Origin of the sequence: Roseovarius sp. (assembly GCF_018066915.1) — a bacterium.
Taxonomy (GTDB): Bacteria; Pseudomonadota; Alphaproteobacteria; order Rhodobacterales; family Rhodobacteraceae; genus Roseovarius.
Genome location: NZ_JAGPVV010000070.1, coordinates 1 through 11,671, shown reverse-complemented (window position 1 = coordinate 11,671; position 11,671 = coordinate 1). Strand labels below are relative to the sequence as shown.

Below are 11,671 nucleotides of genomic sequence, written 5' to 3'. Positions count from 1 at the left end.
GACAGCAGCCGAGACCGCATCTCGATCCGCTCGAACATGGTGATCCGGCGGCGATAGCGCACACTCGCCCCGGCAATCGCCAAACCCCAGCGATTGCGCTTGAGCGCCCCAATCAGCCCCACACGCCCCGCCAGTGGTATCCGCCCAAGATCAAAGATCGTGAGCGTCCGCCCATTGTTCAGCTCTCGCCACAGGTCGATGTCCCAGGGCATGCAGATATGGTGCGACACATGCGTCCCCGTCAGCGGCAGGCGCGGGGATTTGCGGTGCAGGTAGAATTGCCACATCAGGCGCAGTACGGGATACATGCTCGGTCTCCTTCGCAGGCGGCTTGGCATCCGCGTCGGGGCGCGTCAACCGCGACCACGCGTCAGACTTGCGCTTTGGCGCGCGCTTGCATAGGTCATAGGCGGCCAGACCCAGAGGACATTCGCCCATGCAATCGCTTTTCCAGATCCTGATGCTCATTCTCGACATCCTGTGGTTCTTCATCATCGCGCATGTGATCATGTCTTGGTTGATCAATTTTCAGGTTCTGAACCTGCGTCAGCAATTCGTGGCGCAGGTCTGGTATGGTCTTAATCGTCTGCTCGAGCCGATTTATAGCCGTGTGCGCCGCATCCTTCCGCCCATGTCCGGGATTGATCTGGCCCCACTGGTGGTGCTGGTGGCGGTTTATGCCTTGCGGATCGTGCTGATCAACAACGCCGCGGCGTTTTACTGATCACCGGGGCTTGTTCACCTAATCTTAGTATGAAAAACCTCTTGTAAGAGCAGATATAGTCAAAACTTGCAGGGGTTTCATGCCAAGCGCCGCCATGCTTTTGCGCGATGTGTTCGGATTCGATGCCTTTCGTCCGGGGCAGGAAGAGATCATTCACACCGTCGCCACCGGCTGTAACACGCTGGCCATCATGCCCACTGGGGGTGGCAAATCCCTGTGTTTTCAAATCCCTGCGCTGATGCGCGAGGGCGTGACCGTGGTCATCTCACCTCTGATTGCTCTCATGCGCGATCAAGTCCGCGCGCTCAAGGCGGCGGGGGTCGAGGCGGGTGCGCTCACCTCTGGCAACACCGACGAAGAGACCGCCGAGGTTTGGCAGGCACTGGAGGCGGGGCGTCTGCGCCTGCTCTATATCGCCCCCGAACGGCTGGCGGCAGGATCATCGCTCGGTATGTTGCGCCGCATCGGTGTGGGCCTCATCGCCGTGGACGAGGCCCATTGCGTCAGCCAATGGGGCCATGATTTCCGCCCCGATTACCTGCGCATCGGGGAACTCAGGCGCGCGCTCAACGTGCCGCTTGCCGCCTTTACCGCCACCGCCGATGCCGAAACCCGCGACGAGATTGTCGAAAAGCTCTTTGATGGACAGCCGCCGCAGACCTTCTTGCAGGGATTTGACCGGCCCAATATCCACATGGCCTTTGCCGCCAAGGACAATCCGCGCGCGCAGATCATGGAGTTTGCCGCCGCCCGCAAGGGGCAGTCGGGCATCGTCTACTGCGGCACCCGCGCCAAGACCGAAACCCTCGCACGGGCGCTCTTGGACGCCGGGCATTCCGCCTGCGCCTATCATGGCGGGATGGAGGCCGAGGCGAGGCGCATCGTCGAAGGGCGCTTCAGCAGCGAGGATGGGCTGATCGTCGTGGCCACTGTCGCCTTTGGCATGGGCGTGGACAAGCCCGATATCCGCTGGGTCGCGCATGCCGACCTGCCCAAATCCATCGAAGGCTATTATCAGGAAATCGGCCGCGCCGGGCGCGATGGTGCCCCCGCCGAAACGCTCACGCTGTTTGGCCCCGACGACATCCGCCTGCGCCGCACCCAAATCGACGAAGGCTTGGCCCCGCCAGACCGGCGCATGGCTGATCATGGGCGTCTCAACGCACTCTTGGGTCTGGCCGAGGCGCTGGAATGTCGCCGCGCCACGCTCCTGCGTTATTTCGGAGAGAGTGCGACGCCTTGTGGCAATTGCGATCTCTGCGACACCCCACCCGAGACGTTTGATGGGACAGAGGCGGTGCGCAAGGCGCTCTCGGCGATCCTGCGCACCGGCGAGAGCTTTGGCTCTGGCCACCTCATCGACATTCTGACCGGCACCGCGACCGACAAGGTGCGCCAACGCGGGCATGAGACGCTGCCCACCTTTGGCGTGGGGCGCGACATGGACAAGCGCGGCTGGCAGGGCGTGTTTCGCCAGATGATGGGCCGCGACCTCATTCGCCCGGATCGCGAACGGCATGGCGCGTTGGTGATGACCGAAACCGCCCGCCCGATCCTGCGCGGTGAAGAGGGCGTGACCCTGCGCCGCGACACGATCGACCATATCCCCCGCCCCGCCGTGCGCGCGCTCGTGTCTGACGAGGATGCGCCGCTCCTCTCGGCGCTCAAGGCCAAGCGCCGCGCACTGGCAGAGGCGGCGAGCGTCCCGGCCTATATCGTCTTCAACGACCGGACCCTGATCGAAATGGCCGAAACACGGCCTGAAACGCTGGATCAGATGGCCCGGATCAGCGGCGTCGGAGCCAAGAAGCTGGAACGCTACGGCGCAGAATTCCTCGAAGTGATCACCGGAGCAAGCGCGACCGTGCATCCGACCCGACGCAAGCTGGCAGGCAGCACCGCAGGCGAGGTTTACGATCGGCTGATGCAGGTGCAGGCCGATCTGAGCCGGGGCGAAACGGGCATTGACCGCCCGCTCAGTTGCTCTGCCGCTCTCCTTGCCAAGGTGGCCAGCCAGAGACCCCGCACCGCGCAAGAAATGCAGCGCCTCTTGGGCGAGAAATATGCCGACCGTTTTGGCGCCGCCTTTCTGGACGTTCTGCACGCCGCGTCCTAGATCACAGCCTGCGTTACCCAAAGGATCATTGCATGCTTGTCGTTGTCTCCCCCGCCAAGAAACTGGACATGACCCCGGTCGAGGGGATCACGCCCACCCGCCCCGCCTTTGCCCAAGAGGCCGAGGATCTGGCGCGGGTTGCACAGGGGCTGAACGTGGGTGATCTGCAAAAGCTGATGGATATCAGCGAGAATCTGGCGCGCCTCAATGCCGACCGCTTTGCCGAGTTCGGCCAGATGGAGGAAAAGCCCGCCGCGCTCGCCTTTGCCGGGGACACCTATCAGGGGCTCGAGGCGGGTTCACTGGACCCGGACGAAATGGCTTGGGCGCAGGATCATTTCCGTATTCTTTCCGGGCTTTACGGGCTTTTGCGCCCGCTCGATGCGATCCAGCCCTACCGCCTTGAAATGGGCAGCAGGTTGAAGACCGCGCGTGGCAAAACGCTCTATGACTATTGGGGTGCGCGGATTTCCGAGGCTCTGAATACACAGGCCCAAACGCTTGGCACCGACACGCTGATCAATTGCGCAAGCGAGGAATATTTCGGGGCGGTTGACCGCGCTGCGCTGCGCCTGCGGGTGGTCACGCCGGTGTTCATGGAGGACAAGGCGGACACGCCAAAGATCGTCAGCTTTTATGCCAAACGGGCGCGCGGGGCGATGGCGCGCTTCATCATCCAGCACCGGCTGACAGACCCCGACGCAATCCTTGAATTCGACAGCGGCGGCTATCGCCATGAGGCCAGCCTCTCGAAACCCGATCAGCCGGTGTTCCTGCGCGATCATCCGGCCGCCTGAACCGGCTCTGCCGCACCCTCGGGCGCACGCACGCCCTTGGGGCATGCGGCCCGGATATGGCCAAGGATCATCTCCTTGCGCAGCGGCTTGGTCAGGTAATGATCAAGGCCTGCCGCTAGAATATCCGTGTCATCCCCGGTCATTGCATGGGCGGTCATCGCCACGATGGGCACATGGCCGCCGCCCTCTGCCTCGAGCGCGCGAATGGCGCGCGTGGCCTCTTTGCCGTCCATCTCAGGCATCGAGATATCCATGAAAATCACGTCTGGTGCCAGAGTACGAAAGAGATCAACCGCCTCGCGACCATTCTCGGCAAAGGTCAGCTCGATATCCAACCCCTTGACCATGTTGGAAAAGACTAGCCGATTGGTGCGGTTATCCTCAGCCGCCAGCACCCGCATCGCGCGGTTGGGTGCGGTGGCAGGGGGCATCAGCGCGGCCAAGGCAGCAAAGAGGTCCTGCCGCGCCACAGGCTTTTGCAGCACCGCCTGCACATGGACGCGCGCCGGGTCCTGTTCTGCATAGCCGGTGTTGGGACTGAGCAGCAGAAAGGGCATGCCATACCCCGCCTCGCGCAGCGCCTCGGCAAGCTCCAACCCGTCCATCCCGACCATGTTGTGATCGCTCACCACCAGAGCAAACCCCGCACCCACCTGCGCCAAGGCCTCTGCCGCGCTCTGGCAAGTGACCGCCGTGATCCCCAACTGGCCCAATTGCCGCTCCAGAATGGCGCGGCTGGTTGCCTGCGGCTCGACGATCAGCGCCCGGTACGGACCGTTGATCAGGTTGGGCACGTCTGTGTCACCAATCTCCGCCATGGGCAGGGACACCGAAAAGCCAAAGATCGACCCTTTGCCCGGCTCGGACTCGACCCAGATCTTACCGCCCATCATCCGGATCAGCTTTTGCGAGATGGCAAGGCCAAGGCCCGTGCCCTCGAACTTGCGATTGCGCTCGTCATCGACCTGATTGAACTCGCCAAAGATATGGTCGATCTTGTCCGGCGGAATCCCGATCCCGGTATCCTCGACCGTGACATGAATGTTCGCCCGCCCCTCGGCATCGGGATGCAGGCCCGTCACCCGCACCAGAACATGACCCGTTTCCGTGAACTTCACGGCATTGCCCAGAAGGTTGGTCATGATCTGGCGGATACGTCCCGGATCACCCACGAACCGCGTCGGCAGAAAGAGATCGTAATCCACCAGAATATCCAGCCCCTTGTCGCGGGCATGGACCTGCATCAGCGTCACTAGCTCGTGGATGCAGCGTTCAAGATCAAAGGGTTCGGCGTGCAGAACCAGCTTTTCAGCCTCGATCTTGGAGTAATCCAGCACATCGTTGATGATCACCAAGAGCGCCTCGCCAGAGTTCTTGATCGTCGAGGTAAAGAGCCGCTGCTCTTCGGTCAGCTCGGTTTCCATCAAGAGCTCTGCCATGCCGACAACCCCGTTCATTGGCGTGCGGATTTCGTGGCTCATATTGGCGAGAAAAGATGATTTCGCCCGGTTCGCTGCCTCTGCCCGACGGCGGGCATCCTTGAGTTCCTTTTCATACCGGATCGTGTCGGTGATGTTGAGCGCAAGGCTAACGACATCGCCGCCATGTCCGCGCTGATCAATCAGCTTGATATACTGGCCATTCCAAAGGCGGATCACCTCTGGTTCGGGCTGTGCGCTCTGCCAGCGATCCAGCATCTTTTCGCGCCATTCATGCGGTTTCAGCCCGCCAATGTTGACGATCCCCTCTTCGGTGATGAATTGCAGGATTTCGATATAGCTCACGCCAGGTTTGACCGCCTCTAACCCGTCAAAAACCGCAAGATAGGCATTGTTGGCGGCAATCATCCGGCTGTCGGCGTCAAAAAAGGCGAACCCGTCTTGGATCGTCTCGATCGAATGCCAAAGGCGGCGTTCGGCAATCTCGACCTTTTGATAGGCGTCATTCAGATCGGATTTGACTCGCTGATTTTCGTCACGGACGGTTTGAACCTCTGCCCGTGTCTCATGAATCTCATGCGAGAGGGCCAAGGCATGCTTGCCCAGCTTGCGATTTGCGGCCTGCAATTCGGCCTGTTTCTGTTCCAACAGGCGTTCGGCGGCCAGTCTGGCGCGCCGTTCCTCTGCCAGTTTGTTCGCAAGGCTCATGCCCGTTCTCCGACATGCCGGATCGTGATCGCCTCACCATCCGGCATCGTCGTGAACAAGCGGTTAAGGCCGCTGAAAATACCTGCTCAGAGACGCTCGATCGCCAGGGCAATCCCCTGACCGCCACCGATGCACATGGTGATGATCGCACGCTTGCCCCCGGTCCGCTCCAACTCGTAGAGCGCCTTGACAGTGAGGATCGCCCCCGTCGCCCCAACCGGATGGCCAAGCGCGATGGCCCCGCCATTGGGATTGACACGGGCAGGATCAAGACCGAGCCCCTTGTTGACCGCAAGCGCCTGCGCGGCAAAGGCCTCGTTCGATTCCACCACATCGAAATCCGCCGCTGTCAGGCCGATCCGCTTGAGCAGCATTTCCACCGCAGGCACCGGGCCAATGCCCATCACCTGAGGGCGCACGCCGGCATGGGCATAGCCAAGGATACGCGCACGCGGCTTGAGACCTGCCGCCTCTGCGGCATCGGCACGCGCCAGCACTAGGGCGGCGGCGCCATCGTTGATGCCGCTGGCATTACCGGCCGTCACGGTGCCGTCCTTCTGGAACACGGTCTTGAGACCGGCTAGCGCCTCGGCGGTGGTCGCCTTGGGATGCTCGTCGGTGTCAAACGCCACCATGTCGCGCTTTATGCGCACTTCGACCGGCACGATCTGGGATTTGAAGCGCCCCTCGCTGATCGCCACACCGGCGCGCCGCTGACTCTCGAGTGCAAAGGCATCCTGATCCGCGCGGCTGATCCCGTGTTCCGCCGCGACATTCTCGGCGGTGACGCCCATATGCCCGGTGCCAAAGGGACAGTTGAGCGCGCCCAGCATCATGTCGAGCGTTTTCACATCGCCCATCTTGGCACCCCAACGTTGGTCGGGGATGATAAAGGGCGAGCGGCTCATATTCTCGGACCCGCCCGCAAGGCCGAAATCGGCATCGCCCAACATCAGGGATTGAACGACCGAAACAATCGCCTGCGCGCCAGAGCCGCAGAGGCGGTTGACGTTCATCGCCGGTGCCGTATCCGGAATTCCCGCCTCCATCGCCGCCACACGGCTGACATACATGTCACGCGGTTCGGTGTTGATGACATGGCCAAAGACCACGTGACCGATCTGCCCACCCTCGACACCAGAACGCGCCAGTGCCTCGCGCGCCACGATGGCCCCGAGGGCTGTGGGTGGTGTGCCCGCAAGCGCGCCACCAAAAGTGCCAATCGCCGTGCGGCAGCCGTCCAGAATCACGATGTCTGTCATGGGTATCCTCCCCCCGGGTTGCTTTGGCATGAACCTAGCGGCAGGGCGGCTGGATTAGCAACGGAGACGTGCGGTCAGAGCACTTGTTTCTCAGGGACAGAGCGCAATTCGGCCCGTTTCCGTCAATAGCCACGCTTCACGCCCTTCAAACACCGCCGGCCAGAGCGGGCGACCATAGGCAGCGCCACCATCAAGGTCGATGCGGTTGCCGAAATGGGTGGGCATCTCGAGCGCGGTGTGACCATGGATGACAAGCCAAGGATGCGGGGCCTCGTGATCCAGAAACCCATCTCTGATCCACATCAGATCCGCGGGGTCTTGGGCGGGCAAGCTGAGACCGGGGCGGATACCGGCATGGACAAAGAGCACCTCGCCCACCTCTTGCCAGAGCGGCAGGCCCGCCAGCCAGTCGCGATGCGCCTGCGGCACGGCACGACGGGCGGCTTCCCACTTGGTCACGTCTTCGGTCACGTCGAGCCCATACGAGGCCAGCGTCGTGGCGCCACCCAAGCGGTGATGTAGCCACGACAAGCCAGAGCGGATATGATCCGAGTGGATCACGCCCGTATCGAGAAAATCGACAAACATCTGGTCGTGATTGCCGCGCAGCACGGTCCAGGGGCGGCCCATGGCCTGTCCGGTCATCAGCCGGTCGATCACGGCCCGGCTATTCGGTCCCCGGTCCACCAGATCGCCCAGAAAGACAATGCGCGCGTCTGCACCGCCGTCGCGCGCCACAAGGTCAAGCGCGGCATCGAGCAAGGCATCCTGCCCATGAATATCGGGAATGGCATAGATTGGATCGGTCATGGCCCCGTTGAACCCCTGCGAACGCCGGATGTCCAGCGATTCCCGCGCCCTTCAGTGCCTATGCGCCAAACGCTCGCGCAGCCAGCGGTGAGCCGGATCATTTTGCGACCGCACATGCCAGATCATCGCAACCTCGGTCGCGGGGGATGGATCAGGCAGGGCATAGACGGCCAGACCCTGCCGCGCGGCCAGATGCTCGGCCAAGGGCCGGGGCAGGATCGACACCAGCGGCGTGCGCCCCAAGAGGGTCGCCAGCGTGTGCAGATCAGGCAGCGTGATCACCGCCCGCCCGTGTCCATTTCCGGGGGCGGCAGCACAATCCGCGCGCGGCAGGTCTGCCATCAAGCCTAGGGGGACCGTATCACCGGGGGCAATCCCTGCCTCGGCCAAGCGCGGATGATCAGGCCGCGCCAGTAGCACCGGACCCGCACGATAGAGCGGCTGTGCAGCCGCCCAATCCGGTAGATCGCACATCGGGCAAAGTGCCAGATCCGCCCGTTTGAGCAAGAGCGCCTCCGTGGGGTCCGCACCGGGCATGGCGGCACAAAAGAGGGTGACACCGGGCGCCTCGGAGGCCAGATGCGCCATCACCTCTGGCAAGAGATGCGCGCCCCAGAACTCCGCCCCCAAGATATGAAAATGCCGCTCTGACCGCGCGGAATCAAAGCTCGTTGGTCGCGCCAGAAGCGCCTCGGCTTCGGCCAGAATGGCGCGCACGGGTTGTGCGAGAGACTGCGCATAATCCGTGGGCACAAGATGCCGCCCCTCGCGCAGAAAAAGTGGATCGTTCAACGCCTGCCGCAAACGCCCAAGCGCAGAAGACACAGCGGGCTGGGACAGACCCACCTGTTGCGCCGCAAGGGTCGTGGAACGGGTAATAAGCAGCGCGTCAAGAACGCGCAAAAGGTTCATGTCAAACTTTGCAAAATCCATCGGGTTCAAGACAGCATGTCTGGCAGATTATCCTGATCGTAGAGCCGCCCGCGCCAAGAAAACGGGCAAGCATCGAGTGGTTTTAGATCGGCGAAAGGCGCTTTCAAGAAATTTTTGCCCAAAGATTCAGCAAGACAGAAAACCGCCGCCCGGCGGATGCGAGGCGGCGGTCAGACGTATGGAACGATGCGGCTTTTGCCGCCTGAATGGCGCTCAGCTCACGTCGAACTTCAACTCACGGATTTGCTGGAACTTGCCTGTGGCATGCAACGCCTTGATCGCGGCCTCGGGCACCGGGGCATCGACATAGAGGAGCGCAATCGCCTCGCCACCCGCATCGGCGCGGCCAAGGGTAAAGTTGGCGATGTTGACGCCGTGGTCGCCCATGGTCATCCCCAATGTGCCGATGATCCCCGGCACATCCTCGTTGGTGGTATAGAGCATGTGACGCCCAATTTCGGCGTCGATATTGATGCCCTTGATCTGGATAAAGCGCGGCTTGCCGTCGCTGAACACCGTGCCACCAATCGACCGCTCGCGCTTGTCCGTGACCACGGTGATCTTGATATATCCCTCAAAAGCGCCGGATTTGTCCTGCTTGGTGGTGCTGATCTTGACACCGCGCTCCTTGGCCACAACGGGGGCCGAGACCATGTTGACCTCGGGGTTCACCGATTTCATGATCCCCGCCACAGCGGCAGAGGTGAGCGCGCCAAGGTTCATCTCGGAGACGACACCGTCATAGAGAATGTTGATCGCCTTGATCGGCTCGTCGGTCATCTGACCGATGAAATTGCCCAAATGATCCGCCAGCTTGATCCAAGGCCCCATCACCTTGGCCTCTTCTGCCGTCACCGACGGCATGTTGAGCGCGTTGGTGACAGCCCCGGTCAGGAGATAGTCCGACATCTGTTCCGCCACTTGCAGGGCCACGTTTTCCTGCGCCTCTGTGGTGGCCGCCCCAAGATGCGGCGTGCAGACCACATTGGGCAGGCCAAAGAGCGGATTTTCAACCGCCGGTTCCTCGGCGAAGACGTCAAAGCCGGCACCCGCGACATGGCCGGATTTCAGCAGATCCGCCAAGGCCTGCTCATCCACCAGACCGCCACGCGCGCAGTTGATGATACGCACGCCCTTCTTGGTTTTCTCGAGGTTCTCGCGGCTGAGGATGTTGCGGGTCTGATCGGTCAGCGGCACATGCAGCGTGATGAAATCGGACCGCTTGAGCAACGCGTCAAGATCGACCTTTTCCACACCCATCTTGTCGGCCTTTTCCTGACCCAAGAAAGGATCATAGGCGATCACCTTCATCTTGAGGCCACGCGCCCGGTCACAGACGATGCCACCGATATTGCCCGCGCCAATCACGCCAAGGGTCTTGTTGAAGAGCTCGACCCCCATAAAGCCGTTCTTCTCCCATTTGCCCGCATGGGTCGAGGCAGAGGCTTCGGGGATTTGCCGCGCCACGGCGAACATCATTGCAATCGCATGCTCGGCGGTCGTGATCATGTTGCCAAAGGGCGTGTTCATCACGATCACGCCTTTCTTGGAGGCGGCTTCCTTGTCGATATTGTCGGTGCCGATACCCGCGCGCGCGATCACCTTGAGTTTGTGCGCATTGGCAAGGATTTTCTCCGTGACCTTGGTCGCGGAGCGGATGGCGAGGCCATCATACTCGCCGATGACCTCGGCGAGTTTATCCTTGTCCTTGCCCAGTTCGGGGCGGAAATCCACCTCGATGCCCCGATCGCGAAAGATCTGGACGGCGGTTTCAGAGAGTTTGTCAGAGACGAGAACCTTGGGGGCCATTGCAGGGCTCCTTGAATGAAAATCTTGAGGGGGAGACCCGGACTCTTGATACAGAGTCCGGATCGATTTCTTTTCAAGAAATCGGGATCACGCCGATACGGACAGTGCTGCGATCTCGGTCTCGAACGCCCATTTGATCCACGGCATCAGCGCCGCCACATCGGCGGTCTCGACCGTGCCACCGCACCAGATCCGCAGACCGGCAGGTGCGTCGCGATAGGCGCCGATGTCATAGGCAACACCCGCTGTTTCCAGCCGCTTGGCAACTGCCTTGGCAAACACCGCGCCATCGGTGATCCGTGCATCTTTGAACGTGAGGCACACCGAGGTGTTAGAGCGGATCGCCGGATCAGCCGCCAGAAACGCAAGCCAATCGTTTTGCGCCACGAATTCCTCGACCGCCGCCAGATTGGCATTGGCGCGCGCTTGCAGGCCCGTCAGACCGCCCACAGACGACGCCCAATCGAGCGCAACAAGGTAATCCTCGACCGCCAGCATCGAGGGGGTGTTGATCGTCTCGCCCACGAATATGCCGTCAATCAGCTTGCCGCCCTTGGTCAGGCGGAAAATCTTGGGCAGGGGCCATGCGGGGGTATAGCTTTCGAGCCGTTCCACCGCGCGCGGGCTCAGGATCAGCATGCCATGCGCGGCTTCCGATCCCATCACCTTTTGCCAGCTATAGGTCGTGGCATCGAGCTTTGACCAATCCATCGGCTGGGCAAAGACGGCGCTGGTCGCATCGTTGATCGTCACACCTTCACGGTCGTCGGCAATCCAGTCGGTATCGGGAATTTTCGCGCCTGAAGTTGTTCCGTTCCAGGTGAAGACAATATCGTCGCCCTTGTCGATCGTGGTCAGATCAGGAATATCACCATAATCGGCTTCAAGAACCGTCAGATTGGCAGGCTTGAGCTGTTTTACGGCGTCCTGGATCCAGACATTACCGAAGCTTTCCCATGCAGCGACCGTCACCGGGCGAGCGCCCAGCATATTCCACATCGCCAGCTCAACAGCTCCGGTATCGGAGCCGGGAACGATGCCGATCAGATAGTCGTCGGGGATGCCCAGCAGTT

The 11,671-nt window shown here is 61.6% G+C and carries 10 protein-coding genes; 3 read left to right on the top strand and 7 right to left on the bottom strand.

The window, feature by feature from the left end; translation table 11 throughout:
• On the bottom strand, nt 1–308 hold a 308-nt coding region (locus KBT70_RS04385; RefSeq protein WP_296629253.1), incomplete at its 3' end, for an acyl-CoA thioesterase.
• A 128-nt stretch (nt 309–436) separates the two neighbouring features.
• Here KBT70_RS04385 and KBT70_RS04380 point away from each other — a divergent pair.
• The 3 genes from KBT70_RS04380 (at nt 437) to yaaA (ending at nt 3,637) form a co-directional block, all read left to right on the top strand.
• Entirely contained in the window at nt 437–724 is a 288-nt protein-coding gene (locus KBT70_RS04380; protein ID WP_296629250.1) for a YggT family protein, read from the top strand.
• A 79-nt stretch (nt 725–803) separates the two neighbouring features.
• On the top strand, nt 804–2,840 hold the full coding sequence (recQ, locus tag KBT70_RS04375) for a DNA helicase RecQ (RefSeq protein ID WP_296629248.1): 2,037 nt from the start codon (nt 804–806) through the stop codon (nt 2,838–2,840).
• 32 nt (nt 2,841–2,872) lie between these two features.
• A complete protein-coding gene (gene yaaA / locus KBT70_RS04370; protein WP_296629244.1) occupies nt 2,873–3,637 on the top strand; it encodes a peroxide stress protein YaaA in 765 nt (254 codons plus the stop codon).
• Here the strand turns inward: yaaA and KBT70_RS04365 are convergent.
• The 6 genes from KBT70_RS04365 to KBT70_RS04340 all read right to left on the bottom strand — a co-directional run.
• Entirely contained in the window at nt 3,622–5,784 is a 2,163-nt protein-coding gene (locus KBT70_RS04365) for a response regulator (RefSeq protein WP_296629242.1), read from the bottom strand. The two genes, yaaA and KBT70_RS04365, sit on opposite strands and share 16 nt — an antisense overlap.
• Nucleotides 5,785–5,870: 86 nt before the next feature.
• Complete coding sequence (locus KBT70_RS04360) at nt 5,871–7,046, bottom strand: acetyl-CoA C-acyltransferase family protein (RefSeq protein WP_296629239.1); 1,176 nt, start codon at nt 7,044–7,046, stop codon at nt 5,871–5,873.
• Between the two features lie 90 nt (nt 7,047–7,136).
• Complete coding sequence (locus KBT70_RS04355) at nt 7,137–7,856, bottom strand: metallophosphoesterase (RefSeq protein ID WP_296629238.1); 720 nt, start codon at nt 7,854–7,856, stop codon at nt 7,137–7,139.
• Between the two features lie 51 nt (nt 7,857–7,907).
• On the bottom strand, nt 7,908–8,768 hold the full coding sequence (locus tag KBT70_RS04350; protein ID WP_296629236.1) for a LysR family transcriptional regulator: 861 nt from the start codon (nt 8,766–8,768) through the stop codon (nt 7,908–7,910).
• Nucleotides 8,769–9,002: 234 nt separating this feature from the next.
• Entirely contained in the window at nt 9,003–10,598 is a 1,596-nt protein-coding gene (gene serA, locus KBT70_RS04345; RefSeq protein ID WP_296629234.1) for a phosphoglycerate dehydrogenase, read from the bottom strand.
• Between the two features lie 87 nt (nt 10,599–10,685).
• Nucleotides 10,686–11,671: phosphoserine transaminase (locus KBT70_RS04340; protein WP_296629231.1), on the bottom strand; the 986-nt coding region annotated here is incomplete at its 5' end.

Coding starts and splice junctions, on each gene's coding strand:
- KBT70_RS04350 (WP_296629236.1), bottom strand. CDS start 8,768: ATGAACCTTTTGCGCGTTCTTGACGCGCTGCTTATTACCCGTTCCACG.
- yaaA (WP_296629244.1), top strand. CDS start 2,873: ATGCTTGTCGTTGTCTCCCCCGCCAAGAAACTGGACATGACCCCGGTC.
- KBT70_RS04360 (WP_296629239.1), bottom strand. CDS start 7,046: ATGACAGACATCGTGATTCTGGACGGCTGCCGCACGGCGATTGGCACT.
- recQ (WP_296629248.1), top strand. CDS start 804: ATGCCAAGCGCCGCCATGCTTTTGCGCGATGTGTTCGGATTCGATGCC.
- KBT70_RS04365 (WP_296629242.1), bottom strand. CDS start 5,784: ATGAGCCTTGCGAACAAACTGGCAGAGGAACGGCGCGCCAGACTGGCC.
- serA (WP_296629234.1), bottom strand. CDS start 10,598: ATGGCCCCCAAGGTTCTCGTCTCTGACAAACTCTCTGAAACCGCCGTC.
- KBT70_RS04380 (WP_296629250.1), top strand. CDS start 437: ATGCAATCGCTTTTCCAGATCCTGATGCTCATTCTCGACATCCTGTGG.
- KBT70_RS04355 (WP_296629238.1), bottom strand. CDS start 7,856: ATGACCGATCCAATCTATGCCATTCCCGATATTCATGGGCAGGATGCC.